Annotated in this window: 16 protein-coding genes; 9 read left to right on the top strand and 7 right to left on the bottom strand. The window is 61.0% G+C overall.

Annotation, left to right across the window (positions count from 1 at the left end; translation table 11 throughout):
* Positions 1-1,380: an alkaline phosphatase family protein gene (locus IAE77_RS03700; protein ID WP_294222009.1), complete on the bottom strand. Its 1,380-nt coding sequence runs from the start codon at positions 1,378-1,380 to the stop codon at positions 1-3.
* Positions 1,381-1,426: 46 nt separating this feature from the next.
* On the opposite strand from IAE77_RS03700, the gene IAE77_RS03705 reads away from it, so the two are divergent.
* Together IAE77_RS03705 and IAE77_RS03710 are read left to right on the top strand one after the other, a co-directional pair.
* Complete coding sequence (locus tag IAE77_RS03705) at positions 1,427-2,218, top strand: glycerophosphodiester phosphodiesterase (RefSeq protein WP_294222011.1); 792 nt, start codon at positions 1,427-1,429, stop codon at positions 2,216-2,218.
* A gap of 347 nt (positions 2,219-2,565) precedes the next feature.
* Positions 2,566-4,458 carry an ABC-F family ATP-binding cassette domain-containing protein gene (locus IAE77_RS03710; RefSeq protein ID WP_294222016.1) on the top strand — a complete coding sequence of 631 codons (1,893 nt, stop codon included), beginning with the start codon at positions 2,566-2,568 and terminating at the stop codon, positions 4,456-4,458.
* A gap of 19 nt (positions 4,459-4,477) precedes the next feature.
* On the opposite strand, the gene IAE77_RS03715 is transcribed toward IAE77_RS03710, so the two are convergent.
* Positions 4,478-5,236 carry a hypothetical protein gene (locus IAE77_RS03715; RefSeq protein ID WP_294222019.1) on the bottom strand — a complete coding sequence of 253 codons (759 nt, stop codon included), beginning with the start codon at positions 5,234-5,236 and terminating at the stop codon, positions 4,478-4,480.
* Between the two features lie 117 nt (positions 5,237-5,353).
* Here IAE77_RS03715 and IAE77_RS03720 point away from each other — a divergent pair, with 117 nt between their 5' ends.
* Positions 5,354-6,121, top strand: coding sequence for an NIPSNAP family protein (locus tag IAE77_RS03720; protein ID WP_294222023.1), 768 nt, complete (start codon positions 5,354-5,356; stop codon positions 6,119-6,121).
* A gap of 5 nt (positions 6,122-6,126) precedes the next feature.
* Here IAE77_RS03720 and IAE77_RS03725 read toward each other — a convergent pair whose 3' ends face one another.
* Entirely contained in the window at positions 6,127-7,002 is an 876-nt protein-coding gene (locus IAE77_RS03725) for a LysR family transcriptional regulator (protein WP_294222026.1), read from the bottom strand.
* Between the two features lie 91 nt (positions 7,003-7,093).
* Between IAE77_RS03725 and IAE77_RS03730 the strand changes: the two genes are divergently transcribed.
* Together IAE77_RS03730 and IAE77_RS03735 are read left to right on the top strand one after the other, a co-directional pair.
* Positions 7,094-10,069, top strand: coding sequence for a DUF2339 domain-containing protein (locus IAE77_RS03730; RefSeq protein WP_294222030.1), 2,976 nt, complete (start codon positions 7,094-7,096; stop codon positions 10,067-10,069).
* A gap of 44 nt (positions 10,070-10,113) precedes the next feature.
* A complete protein-coding gene (locus IAE77_RS03735) occupies positions 10,114-11,010 on the top strand; it encodes a TIM barrel protein (RefSeq protein ID WP_294222032.1) in 897 nt (298 codons plus the stop codon).
* Here IAE77_RS03735 and IAE77_RS03740 read toward each other — a convergent pair.
* Positions 10,976-11,935 carry a CPBP family glutamic-type intramembrane protease gene (locus IAE77_RS03740; RefSeq protein WP_294222034.1) on the bottom strand — a complete coding sequence of 320 codons (960 nt, stop codon included), beginning with the start codon at positions 11,933-11,935 and terminating at the stop codon, positions 10,976-10,978. The genes IAE77_RS03735 and IAE77_RS03740 overlap by 35 nt on opposite strands.
* 33 nt (positions 11,936-11,968) lie before the next feature.
* On the opposite strand from IAE77_RS03740, the gene IAE77_RS03745 reads away from it, so the two are divergent.
* Complete coding sequence (locus IAE77_RS03745) at positions 11,969-12,256, top strand: hypothetical protein (RefSeq protein ID WP_294222037.1); 288 nt, start codon at positions 11,969-11,971, stop codon at positions 12,254-12,256.
* Between the two features lie 9 nt (positions 12,257-12,265).
* Here IAE77_RS03745 and IAE77_RS03750 read toward each other — a convergent pair whose 3' ends face one another.
* A complete protein-coding gene (locus IAE77_RS03750) occupies positions 12,266-13,000 on the bottom strand; it encodes a hypothetical protein (protein ID WP_294222040.1) in 735 nt (244 codons plus the stop codon).
* 183 nt (positions 13,001-13,183) lie between these two features.
* Between IAE77_RS03750 and nuoD the strand changes: the two genes are divergently transcribed.
* Together nuoD and IAE77_RS03760 are read left to right on the top strand one after the other, a co-directional pair.
* A complete protein-coding gene (gene nuoD / locus IAE77_RS03755) occupies positions 13,184-14,443 on the top strand; it encodes an NADH dehydrogenase (quinone) subunit D (protein ID WP_294222043.1) in 1,260 nt (419 codons plus the stop codon).
* 36 nt (positions 14,444-14,479) lie between these two features.
* Positions 14,480-14,980, top strand: coding sequence for an NAD(P)H-dependent oxidoreductase subunit E (locus IAE77_RS03760; RefSeq protein WP_294222046.1), 501 nt, complete (start codon positions 14,480-14,482; stop codon positions 14,978-14,980).
* Positions 14,981-15,043: 63 nt separating this feature from the next.
* On the opposite strand, the gene IAE77_RS03765 is transcribed toward IAE77_RS03760, so the two are convergent.
* On the bottom strand, positions 15,044-15,712 hold the full coding sequence (locus tag IAE77_RS03765; RefSeq protein ID WP_294222049.1) for a type II secretion system protein: 669 nt from the start codon (positions 15,710-15,712) through the stop codon (positions 15,044-15,046).
* Between the two features lie 327 nt (positions 15,713-16,039).
* Between IAE77_RS03765 and ppdK the strand changes: the two genes are divergently transcribed.
* On the top strand, positions 16,040-18,976 hold the full coding sequence (gene ppdK, locus IAE77_RS03770) for a pyruvate, phosphate dikinase (RefSeq protein ID WP_294222052.1): 2,937 nt from the start codon (positions 16,040-16,042) through the stop codon (positions 18,974-18,976).
* 163 nt (positions 18,977-19,139) lie between these two features.
* On the opposite strand, the gene IAE77_RS03775 is transcribed toward ppdK, so the two are convergent.
* Positions 19,140-19,694, bottom strand: coding sequence for a hypothetical protein (locus IAE77_RS03775; RefSeq protein ID WP_294222054.1), 555 nt, complete (start codon positions 19,692-19,694; stop codon positions 19,140-19,142).
* Positions 19,695-19,712 lie beyond the last annotated feature (18 nt).

The raw sequence follows: 19,712 nt of genomic DNA on the forward strand, positions 1-19,712 counted from the left end.
TCATTTCTTGCCCGTCGAAATCAGAATCTCCTCCAACACGCGGCCATCCGGCTTTGGCAGCGTCAGATTCATCAGCTTTGCAATCGTTGGCGCGACGTCGAGGTTCGCCATGCGGTCAAGCACGACACCTTTCTTGATGCCACGGCCGCTGGCGATGAAGATGCCATCCAGTTCGGGGTCACCGTTGAAGTAACCGTGGGTGCCGCCGTAGTTGACCGAGGGTGTCACCGCCGCATCGCCACCCGCGTCGTTTTTGAAGGCGTAGCCGGCTTTGGCGTAGAGCACGAGGTCACCCATGCCCTGGTTCTCCTCCGGCGTGGGCATGCCGAGCGTGTGGCCTTCGGCGCCATCGATCACGCGGTCCACGCCCTCGGTTTGCGCCAGCATTTCCTTCAATTTCGGCAGCAGCTCGGCCTTGCGGGCGGGGTTGGTGACATAGACGAAGGACATGCCGCCCTGAGTCATCGCGTAGGCGTCGCAGGTGTTGATCGTGGGTCCGAGCCCTTGTGCGAGGCCGGCTTTCTTCAGCACCACGTTCGGCAGGATGATTTTGGTGACCTTCTTGAAGCCGTGATCGGTGGCGATGACGAAGGTGGTCTTGTCGCGCAGGCCGCTTTCATCGACCGCCTTGACCAAATCGCCCACCAGGCGGTCGGCATAGGCCAGGGCGGTGTGGCTGGCCATCGAACCGGGGCCGTAGGTGTGGTGCGTGGCATCGGTGTTCAGCGTGTGATACAGCAGCAAGTTCGGCCGGTGCTCTTTGAAAATGTGGATCGCCGCCTGAGTCCACATGTTGTCCAGGTAGGTGACGCTTTTGCGCTTCGGGCCGAGCTGCATCCACTCGATGTGCTCCGGCTTGATCTTGCCGGCGGCGATCATTTCCTTCACCACCGGGCTTTCGGCTTCCGGCAGCTCCGCGAAGCTCCAGGTGATGGTGCCGGGCCGCGTGACGGCCACCCAGTCGGACTCGGCCGTGGTCAGGCCGTTTTGAAAGGCGATGTCATACAGCGTCGGCACGTGGACGAGTTTTGACTTGTCCACCCACGGTTCGATCTTTGGTGGCTTGTTGTCACCCTGACGCACGAGCAGGCCGTTGAAGAGAACGCCGTGCTTCCGTGGCTCCACGCCGGTGACCAATGTCGTGTGGTTGATCCAGGTGATCGACGGATTGCTCACCGTCATCGCCTTTGTGCTCGCACCTTCGGCCGCCAGCTTGCGTAGGTTCGGGATCTGCAGCGACTCGTCATTCCAAAGCCACGCAGGGAAGCCATCAATGCTGATGAGGATGACATGGTGGTCTTTGCTGCTCTCCGATTTGGTGCAGGAGGTCAGACCGAGGACGATGAGGATGCCGACAATGACAAGGGCGCAAAATTTCATTTGGGGCGAAGGGTTACGAGTGCTTGCCTCGTTAGCTTTCTCGCTCATGAACCGCCTTCTCGTTTTCGTTCTGACCGCCATGTCCGCCCAAGCTGTCGAAATCGTCGCCCACCGTGGTTTTTCCGCTCGTGCGCCCGAAAACACCCTTGGCGCCTTCAACCTGGCCTGGGAGAACGGCACGGATGCCTGCGAGCTGGACGTGTATCTCACCGCCGACGGCAAAACGGCCGTCCTTCATGACAAGGACACCAAACGCACCTCCGGCGTGAAGCTCGACGTGACGAAATCGAAGCAGGCGGAGCTGATCGCGCTCGATGCTGGCTCATGGAAGGGCAAGGAGTGGACCAAGGAGAAGATCCCGACGCTCGAGCAGGCTCTCGCCACCTTGCCGCCGGGCAAGAAGCGCTTCTTCATCGAGGTGAAGTGCGGTGCGGAGATCGTGCCGGAGCTGAAACGCATCCTGGAGCCGATGAAGGACCGCGCCGACCAGCTTGCCATCATCGCCTTCAATCGTGCGGCCGCCGCTGAATCGAAGAAGGCGCTGCCGTGGGTGAAGGTTTACCGTCTCGCTTCGGGCAAAACGAAAGACAAGAAGCCGACCGACCTCACCCAGCTCATCGCTGACACAAAAGCCGACCAGCTCGACGGTCTCGACCTCAGCATGGCGGATTTCCCGTGGGATGAGGCCATGGTGAAGCAGATCCGCGACGCCGGTTTCGGACTCTACGTCTGGACGGTGAACAAGCCGGCGGACGTGCGGCGCTTTGCGAAGCTGGGTGTCGATGGCATCACCACCGACGATCCGGTGATGGTGCGTGAGTCGTTGGCAAAGCCGTGATGGGAGGCGAGTCGATGATCCCGGAGGGATCAAAGATGATAGCCGGTGGTGGAGTGAGGCTTTGCGAGCGAGAACCACCGGAAAATTGCGAACCAACCCAGGATCAAGAGCGCATGCCGGAGGTATGCGAGCAGCATCCCCAAATCCGGCGAAAACGAACAGTCGATGGACGCCTCTGGCATCCCTGCGGGATGCGTCCTTGAGAAACGGGGGGCGCCTTCGTGCTTTCCAGGGGTCTTTGACCCCTGGCTACCTTCTGTGATCCCTTCGGGATCACAAACCAGACGATCAAATCCCGGACGAAAACATCGCAGCCTCGACAGATCGTGCTATCTCAACCGCCCCACATGTCCCCCACCACCCAAGCCGTCATTTCCGCCAAAGACCTGCGCCTGCAATTTGGCCTGCAGCAGGTTTTCAATGACGCGACGATGAGCGTGCATGAGGGCGAGAAGCTGGGCCTTGTGGGCCGGAACGGTTCCGGAAAGACCAGTCTCATGCGCATCATCGCCGGAGTCGAGAATCCGGACAGCGGCACGGTTTCGCGGCGCAATGGCATGATCGTCGGCTACCTGGCGCAGGAGTTCACGCTTGATGAAGAGGCCACGGTGATCGAAAACGTGCGTTCCGGGGCCAAGGCCCTGCTCGACATGGTGGCACGCTATGAATCCGGCGACTACAAGGCCGATCAGGAGGCCGAGTTGCTGCACCAGATCCAGCTTCACGACGGCTGGGGCGTGGAGACACGCATTTCGACCGCGATGAATGAGCTCGGCGTGCCTGCGAGCGATCGAGTCGTTAAAGGGCTTTCAGGCGGTGAGAAGCGACGCGTGGCGCTCGCACGCACGCTCGTCGCGCAGCCGGATCTGCTGCTGCTGGACGAGCCGACGAACCATCTCGACGCCGAATCCATCGAGTGGCTGGAGAAATACCTGCGCGACTTCAGCGGCGCGGTGCTCTTCGTCACGCACGACCGCTATTTCCTCGACCGCATCGCCACGCGCATCATCGAGATCGATGACGCGCGCATCTACAGCCACCCGGGCAACTACAGCGCCTATCTGGAGAGCAAGGCGCTGCGCGAATCCATCGAAGCGGGCACGGAACGCCGGCGGCAGGCCTATCTGCGGCACGAGCTTGAGTTCGTCCGTGCGGGCGTCAAAGCCCAGCGGCGCAAATCACGCACGCGGCTGGAGGAATTTGACCGTGTGGCGGCTCTCGACGCGCCGGAGGAGGATTTGGTGATGGATTTGATCATCCCGCCTGCTCCGCCGCTGGCGAACACGGTCGTGGATGCGAAAAACATCAGCGCGCACGTCGGCGACCGCTGGCTGTTCAGTCACCTTGATCTCAGCTTCGAGGCCGGCACCTGCACCGGCATCATCGGGCGCAATGGCCTCGGCAAAACGACACTGCTGCGCATCCTCATGGGCGAGCAGCAGCCTGCCGAAGGCAGCGTCGTGATCGGCAAGCGAACAGTCTTCAATTACGTCGATCAGCAGCGCCTGCTGCTCGATCCTGAAAAAAGCGTGATGGAGGAAGTCGCGGGGCCGAACAGCGACTTCGTGCAGTTTGGTGATGAGAAGCTGCATGTGCGTACTTACCTGAAGCGCTTTCAGTTCACAGACGAACGCGTCACGATGCGCGTGAAGGAACTCAGTGGCGGCGAGCAAAGCCGTGTGCTGCTGGCGAAGATCCTGCGCCGTGGCGGCAACTTCCTCATCCTGGACGAACCGACGAACGACCTCGACCTCGCCACCATGCGGGTGCTGGAGGAGGCGATTCTCTTCTTCCAAGGCTGCGTGCTCGTGGTCAGTCATGACCGCTACTTCCTCGACCGCGTGTGCGACCGGATCATCGCCTTTGAAGGCCATGGCCGCATCCACGAGTGCGCCGGGAACTACAGTTACTACCAGGAAAAACGTGCCCAGCAGGCCGCTGCGGAGGTGGCCATCGTCAATGTGGCCGTGAAGAAGGAAAAGCCCGCCACGACGAACAAGCCACGCAAGATGACGAACCGCGAGTTGCGCGAGCTTTCCGAGCTGGAAGGCCAGATTGCCTCGCTGGAGACTGAAATCGCCGGAATGGAGGCCGAATTGAACAACCCTGAGTTCTTTGTGAAGCTCGGCGCTGACACGAACGACTACCTGGCGAAGATCGAGGCGAAGAAAGCCGAGCTGGACACGAAATTCACCCGCTGGGCCGAACTGGAGGAGATCAAGGCCGCCTGCGCGGCCTGAGCCAGACGGCGACCAGGTGTCACCGCCGCTGCAGGGCGCGATCCACGAGGCCCTCGTAGATCTTGCGGCGGTCGTCGAGGCCGAGGCCTTGATTGCGGTGGCCGAACATGGTGCGGTTGATCTCCTCGCGCTGGGAGCTGCTGAGACGTGAGAGTTTGGCGACCATCTCCGGCGGCGGCTGGCGCGGATAGCCATCGGCGTTGAAGCCCTCCTTGTAGTTCACAGCGGCGTTCTTTGCCTCGTCGAGCTGGGAGCTGCTCAGCGGCGGCAGCTTGCCACCGGAACTGCCGCTGGAGCTAGGCGTTTTGCCGGAGGAGGTCTTCTTGGGAGGAATGGGCGGCGGCTTTTGATAACGGATGGACACCACCTCGCCGCCGGGAATCTGGATGCGTGCCGACCACGTCTGCATGCGCGCTGGATCACCTCCGACGCCGACGAGCTGCCAGCCCTGCTGGTTCGCTCTCGTCGAGACGACCTGGGATTCCATCGTTTTCGTGTCGAGCAGCGTGGCGACGACATCTTTCTCAAAATGAGCGACTCCCGTGAGGATGAGCGAGTCGGAAACACCGAGCGTGCGGGTGAATGGCGGGTTCGTGACGAGCGCGTCGAAGTCCGCGTCCCTCAGTGGCAGAGGAATCGCGCCGTCGTCCGCCGCTGAGGCTGTCTCCGGCACTGATTCGACCGCATAGCCGGTCATGACGCCCCAGACGACCACAAGAATGACGCTGCGGGCGCAGGTCGTGGCTGTCTGGAGAATCGAAGGCGGTCGGGAACGCATCAGTGACCGCCGAATACGGCTGCTCACAGGCCGAAACATTCATTCCTGGCGCAGAAATGCCCGATTGACCTCGTCGCGGTGTTCTTCAGCATCGCGGCAGCTTCAACCGAACCATTCATGACACGCAGCACCTTCCTCAAAACCACCGTGGCAGCCACCGGTCTCGTCAGCGCCGCCCAGGCCGCCGAATCGGCCTCACGTGAATACTTCGAGATCCGCAAGTTCACCCTCAAGAGCCCGGAGAAGCAGACGCTGCTGGAAAACTACCTGCGCGACGCCGCCATTCCGGCGCTGAACAAGCTCGGCGTGGCCCAAGTCGGTGTGTTCCTGCCGGAGAAGCCGGAAGGCGCGGCGGTGGTGTATGTGGTGCTGCGTCACGCCGCGCTCGAAACCGTGGCGAAGAGCGCCGATCTGCTCAGCGACGCGGCCGTGCAGCAGGCGGGCGCGGCTTACCTCGGCGTGAAGGCGGAGGAGCCGGTGTATGAGCGCATCGAAAGCTGGCTCACGCGTGGAATCGACGGCATGCCGGCGCTGAAACTGCCCGCGAAGGGCAGCGGCCTCTACCAGCTCCGCATTTACGAAAGCCACAGCGAGAAGGCGGCGAAGAAGAAGCTGGAGATGTTCAACATCGGCGAGCTGGCGATTTTTGCACGCTGCGGCCTGAACGCCGTGTTCTTCGGCGAGACAATCATCGGCCCGCTGATGCCGAACCTGACTTACATGCTGGCTTTTGCCGACACAGCCGCGAAGGACGCCGCGTGGAACACTTTTCGCGCTGATCCAGAATGGGCGAAGCTCAAAACGACGCCCGGCTTCACCGACAAGGAGATCGTCTCCCGCATCACGAACCTGCTGCTCGTGCCTGCGGCCGGTTCACAGATTTGAACCGATCACTCCTTCAATTCGGACGCCAGAGCGGTTGCTTCGGCCAGGAATGCTTCGCCCAGGGGTGAAAGCCGCCCCGTCCACATCACACCGAAGCTTAACGGTGGAAAATCATCGAGTGGCAGCACTTTGACACCCGCAGGCAGCTCGACACGCGGATGGCGCAGGGCCAGGCCCGCGCCGAAACCTTCCGCCACGTAACGCACCACGAGATCCAGGCTGCCAACCTCCAGACTCGGCAGCCAGTCCACGCCACGCTGCCGCAATGCGGCCTGAAACGAACGCGAGAGCACGTCCTTGGAGTCCAGGGTCACGAGCGGCAGATCGATGCGGTCTTTCTCGAAGATTTGCGCTGCTTTGGTGAGACCACTTTGCTTTGGCACGAGCAGCACCATCGGCAGACGCAGCAGTTCACGTGCCTCCATGTTCGCCGCGGTCCTGTCCATCAGGGTGCTGAGGCCCACGTCGATCTCCTGGGCCGCCAGCATCGCCTCGATCTCGTGCTGCCGTCCGTGCGTGAGGGTGAAATGAAAGCCCTTCACCCGCCTGCGCATGCGGGCCAGCAACTCCGGAAGGTAGTCACGCTGCACGACTTCCGCCGCGGCAATGCGCAGGCGGCTTTCACCGCCGCCACGCAAGCGGTCCGCCATCTCCGACATGCCGCTGAAGAACGGCGCGATGAAGTCGAACAGCATCTGCCCCTCCTTGGTGAGCTGGAACGGCCGCCGCTGATAGAGCGTGACGCCCAGAGTGTCCTCCAGTTGCAGGATCTGCGAGCTGATCGCCGGCTGCTGGATGCCATACGGCATCGCCCGGGCTGCCGCGCTGACACCGCCGTTTCTGGCCACATGGTAGAAGAGTTCGAGGTGATGAACGTTCATGCGCGGGAGGGAAGGCTATCAGCTTTATCAATGATGCGGCCGGAAATATCAATTTTCATCCGCAGCGGGCCTTGAGACACTCCGCGGCAGTATGGAAGGTCTCCTCATTCTCATCCCGCTGGCCCTGATCGTCTTTGTGATCGTGCTGCCAGTCACCGCCATCCTCCGTGCAGGCGATGCCCGGCGAAAAGCCGAGCAGCTCCAGACCGACGTGATCGTCCTGCGTGAACAAAACGCCCGGCTCAAAGAGCGTCTCGACCGGCTCGAAGGCGAAACACGGCTGCCGCAGACGGTTGCTCCGTCTGCCGCCAAACCGGAGGCGCGATGTGCACCACCTGCGGAGATCGTGATGTCTCCCATCGTGGAAAAGGCCGGTCCGCCGCCGATTCCGCCACCAGCGGCAGCGCCAAAGCCCGTCGAAGCGCCGCCGGTTTCCATCCCCGCGACACTGCCTCGGCCAATCGCGAAACCGCAGACGCCCATCAACCTCGAGCAATTCATGGGCGCGAAGCTGTTCGCATGGGTGGGCGGACTGGCTCTGTTCCTGGGCGTCCTGTTCTTTGTAAAGCTCAGCATCGAGCGCGGCTGGATCTCACCGGAGCTTCGCACCGCGATCGGATTCGCCGTCGGGATCGGCCTTGTGGCTGGTGGTGCGGTGATGCATCGACGCGCACGCTACGCCACGCTGGCGCACACGCTGTGTGCCACCGGCATCGTGGTGCTCTACGGCGTGACCTTCGCCGCGCATCAGTTCTGGAGCATTCGCCCGCTGAACCAGCCGCTGATCGCCTTTCTGCTGATGACACTCATCACCGGCGCGGCCTTCCTGCTCGCCGTGCGGATGAATGCGCAGGTGGTGGCCGTGCTGGGGATGCTGGGCGGCTTTTTGACACCCATTCTGTGCTCCACCGGCAAAGACAATCCCTTCGGTCTCTTCAGTTACATCGCCCTGCTCGACATCGGCGTCCTGGCAGTCGCCAAAAACAAGCGCTGGCTGCATCTCACGCCACTGGCGGCCGCAGGCACGATCCTGATGCAGGCGGGCTGGTTGCTGAAGTTCTTCCGCTCCTCACACTATGCCATCGGCACGGCGACCTGGGTGCCCATCGGCGTGTTTCTGGGCTTTGCGATGCTCTTCATGCTCGCAGCGTGGTGGTCGCGGCAGCGTGAGGATGAGGATGCGTTCCCGGCTGGCTCCGCGCTGGCCTTGTGTGGCAGCGCCATGGCCGCCGCGTTCCTGTTCCTCACGTCTGGGACGATCACGGAGCGGCCGCTGCTGCTCTACACCTTTGTGCTGGGCCTCAATGTCGTGGTGATGCTCGTGGTGTGGCAGCAGACACGTGTCGCCATCGCCCAAAGCATCTTCGCAGCGCTGACGTTCCTGCATTTGTCTCTATGGACGGCCGACCGGCTCACTGCCGAGCTGCTGCCGCAGGCATTGGGCATCTACCTCGCGTTCGGGCTTCTTCATGCGGCCTTTGCCGTGCTGCTCGAACGCAAATCGCCGGCGCTGCCGACGTTTGGCGGCTGGACACCGATTCTCTCGCTCGTGCTGCTGCTCATGCCGATGCTGTGGCTGGATGTGATGAGCCTCACAATCTGGCCGGCGATCTTGATCATCGATCTGCTCATCATCGGGCTGGCCATCGCCAGCGGACGTCTGCTGCCGGTGCTCGCCGCCTTGGTGCTCACTTTGATCACCGCAGGCGCGTGGCTGTTCCGCTGGCCGCGTGAACTCGGCCTCGTGCTGGCTCCGTTCCTCTTCGTCGTGGGTGGTTTTGCGGTGGTGTTCGGTCTCGCGGGCAGTTTTCTCTTCCGCAAACGGCCGCAAGCGCCGTTCGTGTCGCTGCTGCCCGTCAGTTCGGCCATTCTGCCCTTTCTTCTGCTCATTCTGGCCACGTTGCGGCTTCGGATCGCCGAACCATCGGCGGTCTTCGGCCTCGCGCTGTTGATGGTGGTTTTCCTGCTCAGTCTCGTGCGTGTCAGCGGTGTCACCGTGCTCGCCCCCACGGGACTCGGCTGCGTTTTGGCTCTCGAATGGGCCTGGCATCAGCAGAGCTTCGATGCGACCCGCCCGGTGGTGCCGCTGCTGTGGTATCTGGGCTTCCACGCGGTCTTCACCGCATTCCCGTTCGTGTTTCAGAGGCACTTCGCGACACGAAAACTGCCCTGGATCACATCGGCAGCGGCTGGGATCGGCACTTTCAGTCTCGTTTACCGGCTGGTCATCGCCGCGTGGCCGAATGATGCCATGGGCCTGCTCCCGGCCGCCTTTGCCATCGTTCCGCTGCTGGGGCTGGGGTTCGTGGCCAAGCGGCATTCTGCGGAGAATCCGGCGCGTCTGACGCAGCTCGCGTGGTTTGGTGGCGTGGGGCTGTTTTTCATCACGCTCATTTTCCCGATTCAGTTCGAGAAGCAGTGGATCACGCTTGGCTGGGCCTTGGAGGGAGCGGCGCTGTGCTGGCTCTTCCGCCGCGTGCCGCATCCAGGCCTGCGAGGCACAGGAACGGTGCTGCTCGCGGCTGCGTTCGTGCGTCTGGCGGTGAATCCGGCCGTGCTGGAGTATCAAACGCGTGGTGACACGCCGATCCTGAACTGGCAGCTCTATGCTTACAGCGTGACAGCCTTGGCGATGTTCGCCGCCGCCTTCGGGCTCACGCCGCCATCGCATCTTTGGCACAAGCTCAATCTGCGCGGCCTGTTCTGCTCGCTGGGTGGCATTCTGCTCTTCCTGCTGCTCAACATCGAGATCGCCGATGCCTTCACGCCGCCAGGCCAGCGCTCGATCGCGTTCGACTTTGAAGGCCATCTCGCCCGCGACATGACCTACAGCATCGCCTGGGCTTTGTTCGCGCTGACCTTGCTCGTGCTCGGTCTTTGGAAACGCAACGCCCCGACGCGCTACGCCGGCATCGGTCTGCTCGCAGTCACGCTGTTGAAGCTGTTCCTGCACGACCTTGCCAACATCGACAGCGGTTATCGCATCGGCGCCTTGATCGGCGTCGCTCTGATTGCTCTGGCGGCCTCGTTCTTGTATCAGCGCTTCCTTTCGGATGAACCCGGGTGATTTGGTTCTTGTTGGACCGCCAGCGTCGTGTGTAGGCTTGCTCCATGACTCCATCCAGCCTCTCCCGCCGCCAGTTTGGAACCCTCGCCAGTGTCAGCGCCATCGCGGCCGTGCTGCAAACGCAGATCGAAGCCGCCGACAAGGCTGCTGGAGGCAAGGTGAGGCACTCCGCTTGCAAGTGGTGCTACAAGGACATCCCGCTGGAGGACTTCTGCCTCGCTGCGAAGGAGATCGGCCTGGAGTCGGTCGAGTTGCTCGATCCGAAGGACTTTGCCACGGTGAAGAAACACGGTCTGCATTGCGCGATGGTCAGCTTTCCGACCATCGAAGGCCCCGGCGGCGTGAAGATCGGCCCGATTCCGAAGGGCTGGAACCGCATCGAGCATCACGACCTGCTCGTGCAGGCCTACGAGCCGCTTTTGAAGGCCAGCGCCGAGGCCGGTTTCAAGCAAGTCATCTGCTTCAGCGGCAATCGCGAGGGCCTGAGCGACGAGCAAGGCCTGGAAAACTGCGCCAAGGGCCTCCAGCGCCTGCTTCCGCTGTGTGAGAGGCTCGGCGTCACGCTGGTGATGGAGCTGCTCAACAGCAAGGTGAACCACCCCGACTACATGTGCGACAAGAGCGCCTGGGGCGTGTCGTTGGTGAAGAAGCTCGGCTCACCGCACTTCAAGCTGCTCTACGACATCTACCACATGCAGATCATGGAAGGGGATGTCATTACCACCATCCGTCGCGATCACGAATCCTTCGCCCACTACCACACCGGCGGCGTCCCCGGCCGTGCCGAGATCGATGACACGCAGGAGCTGAACTACCCCGCCATCATCAAAGCCATTCAAGAAACCGGGTACACCGGCTACCTCGGCCAGGAATTCATCCCGAAGCGCCCCGACAAGCTCGCCTCGCTCAAGCAAGGCGTGAAGATCTGCACAGTGGCGTGAGAAGCCGGGAGGCCATCCAGCCGGTGATGAGCACCATGATCAGCGGGGCGAGGCCGACTTTGAGGTTCGGGCCGATCCAGGGAAGCCAGCCGGTGTGGTAGGTCACGAGGGCGCTGAAGTATTTCAGGCCGAAGACCCAGCCGCCATGCAAGCCGATGCCGGCCCAGAGGGCGCCGGTCTGCATGCGCACTGTTGCGAGCACCCAGCCGACGGCGAAGAGGGTGGCGAATTCGGCGAGGAGAAACTGCACGTCGCCGAAGCCGGCCGCGATTTGTTTCAGGACGAGAAAACCGCTGCTCCACGTGACGGCGGCGTCTTCGATCTGCCAGCCTTCCGGCGGCTTGAGGAAGTGCACGAGTGCGAAGACGAAGGTTCCGGCGATCAGGGCGGCCCTCGGGGTCATGGTGCGCAGAAGGAGGCCAAGCAGGAGGCCGCGGAAGAAGAATTCCTCGACGATGCCAGCGCCGAGCGCGGCGGTGATGGGCTCGCCAAATTTCAACCAGCGTGGCGAGGTGCTGAGTTGATAAGCGCCGAATTTGAAAAAGACGAAACCGAGGGCGAGGAGGAGGCCGCTGGCGAGTGCAAAGCCAAGCGCCCACTGTTTGAGGCCGTCGCTGATGGGTTTCCACACGGGCAGGAGCGAGCGATCGAGCCTGACCCAGCGCAAAAAGGGCCAGATGAACGCGATGGCGCAGACGAGGACGGCACGGTTGAAGTAGCGGGTGAAGTGGGCGCGCTCAATCTCCTTGAGGAGCCATCTGGCGATGCCGATGTCCTGCCAGGCGGGGGTGGAGAGCCAGCCGTGGGCTGCTTTGCCCAAATGAAACAACGGAACGGCGAGCAATGCGCCGCCAAGCATGACCGCGAGGAGGTAGAGCAGAAGTTTCGGCAGGGCGGAGGTGTTGCCGGGGCTGGCAGCTTGCATGGGGGCGATACTAGCGCATTCTGCCCGCGCTCAATGACCAAAAACCAAATCCACGAGTGGCACGAACGAATCGAGGACGGACGCAAGCAGTACATCCGCGCCTATTGGAACTCACGCGCGTGGGAGTTCCAGCTTGCCCATCCCGATGGCGAGAAGTGGATGCCGATGGAGCCGACGCGGGAACGCTGGCTGGAGCTGCGAGACCTGCTTTTCCGCAAATATCAGCGCAAGAAGCTGCCGTGGAAGTATGTGGAGCACCTCGACAAGCAGATGGAGAAGATGGGAATCCGGCAGGACGAAGAAATGTCGAATGACGAATGACCAACGCGATCATTGTGCGTTGGCGTGGGCTTTGATCTCAGCGGTGACGCCACCACCGTAGGGAGCACCCAGCCGCATGCCGACCTGCACCTCCGGCAAGCTGAAGCGCAGAGCTGCCCTTGAGTTTCGCAGCCGTGACGCCATACCAAGAATTCCAGCGATCACTGCCGCGCCAGCCAGGGCGATGACCAGACGGAGCGCGAAGGGCTTCTCCTCACGCTGGATCCAGAGCGACTGCCGCAGGCGGATGCTCTCCATGACGCGGAGGCGGTCGATCCAGTGGCGGGTGGCCACGGCGATGCGCTCGTCCAGTGTGAGCTTGGTGTCGGTCAGCATGCGGCGTGTGTCCTGCATGATCTCGACCAGCTCGGCGGAGGGATATTTCTCCCAGAACTGAGGCGAGAACGACATGGCGCTGCTGTTGGTGGCCCGGTCATAGGCCATGAGGACGCCGGGGCGGTCCCCGCTCCACTCGCGCCGTGTCTGCTGGGCATGACGGCGGACCGTGGCCCCGGCCGGAGCAAAACTGAAGGCGGTGATCCAGGCATCGCATTTCAGGTCTTCACGACACAGCTTCAATTCATAAGCGAGCTGCTGGTGCGTCTCCGGCGTCAACGCACGGGTTTCGTCGGAGATGCCATCTGCCGGAGGAGCTGCGGCGAGAACGCTGGCGAATCCGGCTGCCACGAGCCAGGCGGTGGCGTGGAGTGCCGCTGAGAGCCGTTGACTGAAAGGAAGACGCATGAATCTGGATGTGAGTGTGTCCCAAGTAGCGCCACAGGGCAACCCGGAGCGGTTCCATGAGTTGTCAGGGGTGGGGAATATGCGGAAGGGAGCCGCGCTTGTGAAATTTTTCACAAAATCGCCTTGCCGCTCTTTGGGCAGCGTAGATAGATACCTCCCTTCACGTCAATACCCGCATCTTTCATGCCCACAGTCACCCGAGAATACGAGGCCCCGGACACCGCTGCCAAGGCGGCGCGTCACCTCGAAGCTGTGGAAGAGACGACGACGGACATCGTGGGCGAGAAGCTGGTGCTGAACATGGGGCCGAGCCACCCGGCGACCCACGGGGTGCTGCGTCTCGTGCTGGAACTGGACGGTGAGATCATCACCAAGGCCGACCCGGATGTGGGCTTCCTGCATCGTGGCGACGAAAAAATCGCCGAGAACATGCATTACAACCAGTTCGTGCCCTACACGGACCGGCTGGACTACCTGGCGCCGCTCGCGAACAACGTGGCCTACGCCTTGGCCGTGGAAAAGCTCCTGGGATGGGAGCTTCCAGCTCGTGGCAAGGCCATCCGTGTCCTTTGTTGTGAACTGGCCCGGATCTCGGCGCACATGCTCGGAGTCGGGGTGTTCGCGATGGATGTGGGGGCCATGACGGTCTTCCTCTACACCTTCACCGAACGCGAGAAGATCTACAATCTGTGCGAGCAGCTCACCGGAGCCCGTTTCACGACGAGCTACACCCGTGTCGGCGGCCAGATTCGCGACCTTCCAGCCGGGTTCGTGGATGCCGTGAAGCATTTCTTGAACGAACTGGAGCCGGTGATTGAGGAGATCGACAAACTGCTGTCGCGGAACCGGATTTTCATCGATCGCACCCAGGACATCGGGGTCATTTCGAAGGAGGAAGCCATCGCCTACGGCATCACCGGCCCCAATCTGCGTGGTTCGGGCGTGGAATTCGACGTGCGCAAGGCGCACCCCTACCTCGACTACGACAAGTACGAGTTCGATGTCCCCATCGGCACCAAGGGCGACTGCTATGACCGCTACCTCGTGCGCATGGAGGAGATGCGGCAGAGCGTGCGCATCCTGCGTCAGGTTCTGTCGAATCTCCCGGACGGCCCGATCAACGTGGCGGATGCCAAGGGTCTCCTGCCGAAAAAAGAGAAGGTCTTGATGAAGATGGAGGAATTGATCCACCATTTCATCATCGCCACCCAGGGCATTGATGCCCCTGCGGGTGAAGTCTATTTCTCCGCTGAAAATCCGAAGGGTGAGCTGGGCTTTTATATCAACAGCACAGGTGGTGGTGTGCCGCATCGCTTGAAGATTCGCAGCCCCTCGTTCCTGAACCTCTGCATTCTTTCGAAGCTGCTGCCCGGTCACATGGTCAGCGACATTCCCGCCGTGCTTGGCAGCCTGGATTTCGTCATGGGCGAATGTGACCGCTGATTCAAACCGCAACCCCTTTCATTCGAGACACGCAGCATGGCCTTTGAAGTTCCAGCCGAGTTGGAAAAGAAGATGGATGAGGCCATCTCCCATTACCCAGTGTCGAAACGCAGCGCCGTGCTGCCCCTGCTGCATCTGATGCAGCATCACTTCAGGCACATCAGTGATGAGGCGGTGAACTGGGTCGCGAACAAGCTCGGCCTGGAGCCGATCCAGGTCCTCGAAGTGGTGACTTTCTATCCAGGATTCCGCCAGAGTGCCCCAGGGAAGTTTCATATTCGCGTCTGCCGCACCCTCTCGTGCGCGATGGCAGGCAGCTATGACCTGATGGAGTCGCTGTGCAAAGCGACCGGCATTGACCGCTCTCATACCGATCATCATCACCCGATCGCGGTCAGCCCTGATGGCAGATACAGCATTGAGTTCGCCGAATGCCTCGCCAGTTGCGGCTTTGGCCCGGTGTGCATGGTGGAGGACGATTTCCACGAGAAGGTCGATCCCGACAAAGTGTCTGAATTGCTGGCGAAATACGTCTGATCAGGCGAATAAAAAAGCGCGGCATTTCTGCCGCGCTTTTTTGTGAATTGCTTTCAAGCACGCTCACTTCTGTCGCCATGACACGACGTCATCGCGGGTGGTGGGCATCATATCCTTTCCATAGCTGTAGATGGCGATCTCAGTCGGCAAGTTCTGCGGCGGCGGGCTGGTGGTGTTCTGGGAGATCGACGGGTCCGAGTTGTTCTGGTCGGGGTTCTGAACCTGCTTGTCACCGTTGGTGTCGAGCAACACGTGGTAGGGGGTGCCCCAGAGATCCACCAGCTTGTAAGGAGGCTGTGGATTGACGAGGCCAAACTTGCCGTTCTTGGCGATGGGAAGGTCGATGAACTTGATGTCTTTCGGGTTCAGGTTGGTGCTGCCGCTTCCACCACCGCCGCCACTGCTGCTGGATGACGAGGTGCTCAACAAGGCGTCAACCATGCCAGAATTCTCGTCTGTCGGGAATGCCTGGATGTCTTCACCGCTCGATCCGCTGCTGAGCATGCTCGCATTCACCGGCCAGCGGTTGTACTCCACCTGATAGCTGCCGATGGCGAGCCGCAGGTCTTTGATGACGGTCTGAACCTGGAGCTTGCGTGCGTCCTCCATGATCTTCGGACCTTGGGACATCACCAGTCCTGCAAGGATGGCGATGATGGTGACCACCACGAGCAATTCAATGAGCGTGAAGGCTTGAGCCGCTCCAGTGGCGGGACGTGGGTTGGTTTTCATTTTCGTTCGTCAGTTGTTGTGTGGGTTGTGAATCAGAAAGCTGGCGTTGGATTCGGCCGGACAGATTCGATGCCTCAATTAAATCGCTTTTGAAACTCGACGTCAATACTTGTCCGCGTTGAGGCATGCGTCGCGCGCTGATTCATCTCGTTGTCCGCATACCGCGCGCATGTTTGTGCCATCACCACGCAGCAGCATGATGCGTGCGGCCAAGTTTTGATTGTCAACAAATGCTTGCATCATATAATCCATAGCTATACATCCGCGCTCCAATCCCCACTGAACACAAAACAACCACGGCTGAAAATAAAACGGCCGGCAATATCTATGGCTAAGAACGCAAACGGCAGCGCAGACAAAACGAAATACGTTTATTCCTTCGGAGCAGGAAAAGCGGATGGTGATGGCTCCATGAAAGCTCTCCTGGGCGGCAAAGGCGCCAATCTTGCGGAGATGAGCCGCATCGGCCTCCCAGTGCCTCCCGGCTTCACGATCAGCACCGAGGTCTGCACCTATTTCTATCAGAACAAGAAGTCCTATCCATCCACGCTTCGTGCGCAGATGGAATCGGCCATCGCGAAGATGGAGAAGATCATGGGCTACAAGTTTGGCGATGCCAAAGGCTTCCCGCTGCTCGTGGCGGTTCGCTCCGGCGCACGTGACTCCATGCCTGGCATGATGGACACGATCCTGAACCTGGGCCTCAACGACCAGACCGTGCTCTCCCTGGTCGCCGCCACCAACAATGAGCGCTTCGCCTGGGACTGCTACCGCCGCTTCATCCAGATGTACGGTGACGTGGTGCTCGGTGTGCAGAAGCGCGAAGGTGAGGACCACGAGCCGTTCGAAGTCGTCATCGAAAGCTACAAGCACGAGACCTATCACAAGGACATTCTCGACAGCGATCTCACCGCCGCCGACCAGCAGGAACTGGTGAAGCGCTTCAAGCAGCTCGTCAAAGAGCGCACAGGAAAGAGCTTCCCGTCTGATCCGTGGGACCAGCTCCTGGGCGCCGCTGGTGCCGTGTTCGGTTCCTGGATGAACGACCGCGCGATCGTGTACCGCCGCAAGTACAACATCCCTGCCGAATGGGGCACCGCTGTGAATGTGCAGGCCATGGTGTTCGGCAACACGGGTCCGACATCCGGCTCCGGCGTGGCATTCACCCGCAATCCTGCCAACGGCGCGAACGAGTTCTACGGTGAGTTCCTCATCAACGCGCAGGGCGAGGACGTCGTCGCTGGCGTTCGCACGCCTGAGCCTGTGGCCCAGCTTGCCAAGGAGATGCCAAAGTCGTATGCGGAGCTGCTCAAGGTCCGTCAGACGCTCGAAAAACACTTCAAGGATGTGCAGGACGTCGAGTTCACCATCCAGGAAGGCAAGCTGTTCATGCTTCAGACCCGCAATGGCAAGCGCACCGCCGCCGCCGCCCTGAAGTTCTCCATGGACATGGTCAAAGAGAAGCTCATCGACTGGGAAACCGCCGTGTTGCGCAACCCCGCCGACCAGCTCGACCAGTTGCTTGCTCCGATCTTCGATGCCGCCGACGTGAAGAAGGCCAAGGCCATCGCCTCCGGTCTCCCCGCCGGTCCAGGCGCTGCCTCTGGCAAAATCTACCTCAACGCGGATCGTGCCGTGATCGCCGAGCAAAAAGGCGAGAAGGTGCTGCTCGTTCGCAATGAGACGAGCCCTGAAGATCTTCGCGGCATGATCGCAGCGGAAGGCATCCTCACGGCTCGCGGGGGTGTTTCCTCTCACGCGGCCCTCGTCGCCCGGCAAATGGGCAAGGTCTGCATCTGCGGTGCCGCCGCTCTTGAGATTGATTATGACAAGAAGACCGTCACCGTCGCCGGCCAGACGTTCAGCGAAGGCGACTATCTCTCCATCGATGGCACCAGTGGCACGGTTTACGCCGGTCAGTTGAAGACCGCCCCCTCCGAAATCATCACCGGCATGATTCATGGTGACACTGCCGCGAAAGCCACGGAGAAATTCAAGAGCTTCCAGCAGCTCATGAACTGGTGTGCCAAATCCACCCGCCTCCAGGTCCGCACGAACGCGGACAACCCGGAGCAGACGCAGAACGCCATCGCGTTCGGCGCCCAGGGCATCGGCCTCACCCGCACGGAGCACATGTTCTTTGAAGGTGATCGCATTGACGCCGTGCGTGAGATGATCCTCGCCGACAATGTCGAGGACCGTAAGAAGGCGCTCGCCAAGCTGCTTCCATATCAGCGTGAGGACTTCACCGGCATCTTCGAGTCACTCAAAGGACTTCCCGCCACGATCCGCCTTCTCGACCCGCCTCTTCACGAATTCGTTCCGCACGATGAAAAAGCGCAGGCCGAGCTTGCGAAGAAGATCGGTGTCTCCGTCGAGAAAGTGGCGGCACGCGTGCAGGCTCTCCACGAATTCAATCCCATGCTCGGGCATCGTGGCTGCCGTCTCGGCATCGCTTATCCTGAAATCACCGCGATGCAGGCACGTGCGATCTTTGAAGCGGCCGCTGATGTCGCGAAGAAGAAGATCAAGGTGAAACCGGAAGTCATGATTCCGCTCGTCGGCTTCAAGAAAGAACTCGACCTCCAGGTCGAAATCGTGCATAAAATTGCAAAAGAAGTGATGAGCGAGAAAAAAGTGAAGCTCGACTACCTTGTCGGCACCATGATCGAGGTGCCGCGTGGAGCCCTCACCGCTGATGAGATCGCCGAGACGGCGCAGTTCTTCAGCTTCGGCACGAACGACCTCACTCAGACCGCTCTCGGCATCAGCCGTGATGACATGGGCAGCTTCCTGATGCCCTACACCGAGAACGAGATCTTCAAGAAGAACCCCTTTGCCACGCTGGACCAGACTGGCGTGGGACAGTTGATCAAGATCGCCATCGAAAAAGGCCGCAAGACCAAGCCGGACATCAAGCTCGGCATCTGCGGCGAGCACGGCGGCGATCCTGACAGCGTCAAATTCTGTCACCGTGTGGGTCTCACTTATGTGAGCTGCAGTCCTTTCCGTGTTCCTGTCGCGCGCCTTGCCGCCGCGCAGGCTGCGATCGAAGAAAAGCGTGCCGCCGAAAAGGCCGCCGCTGGAAAAAATGTCCGTGGAGGCAAATCCGCCCCCTCGGCTAAACAAAACAACGCAACCAACAACAAGAGGACAAACACCATGGCTAAGAAAGCTGCAAAGAAAGCCGCCAAGAAGGCTGCCAAGAAGGCCCCCGCCAAGAAAGCTGCCAAGAAGGCCGCCAAGAAGGCTGCGAAGAAGTAACGCATTGGCCTCCTTGTGAGGTCAGTGTGACGGGGAGACTCGTCATCAAAAGCCCTGTGGGGTTCAACCCTCACAGGGCTTTCATTTTGTCCGCGGCAGTCACCTGACGGACTCCAGAAACACAGTTGCCCTTCTCACATCAGCAGTCTGTCCGCCTCAGCACTCAACGCCTGACCTCATCCTCGTCGTAAATCGAGCCGGGGGGCGGCTTGGAAAGGTAGGTGCCACCGGCAGACATGGCGTCCTGCCGAATCATCTGCCCGCTGGTGATTTGTTCGTTGGCCGCACGCATGCTTCCCATGCCTGCCGTGCCGCTCATGCCGATCGCATTGCCGAAGTTCTGCTTCGTCATCGGCTGGTAAAAGCCGCCGCTGCCGCTGCCTGGATTCAACGCCACAGGCGCATCCGGCGTTGGCACGCCGTCCGCCTTGCGCTCGGATTCGGCCAGGAAGTGCTTCTGCCACGCCGCGTCATTCACCTCTTCCGCCACCTTGGAGTCCAGACGGCGCTTGTTCTCCACGTAATCCTCCTGGCTGAGGCCTCCTTTTGAGCGCTGCCTCTCCAGATCGTCGTACTCACCTTGGTAGCGGGCCCGGATGACCCTTTCATAGCTGGTCAGTTCCGCCAGCGTCGGCACGCTGTCCATCGTGGATGACGCGCAGGATGCCAGCAGTGCGGAAATCAATGCGGCGGCGATGAAAGTGGGGGCGCTCTTCATGGGTTGGGAGACGTTATG

This window comes from Prosthecobacter sp., from assembly GCF_014879935.1.
GTDB lineage: Bacteria > Verrucomicrobiota > Verrucomicrobiia > Verrucomicrobiales > Verrucomicrobiaceae > Prosthecobacter.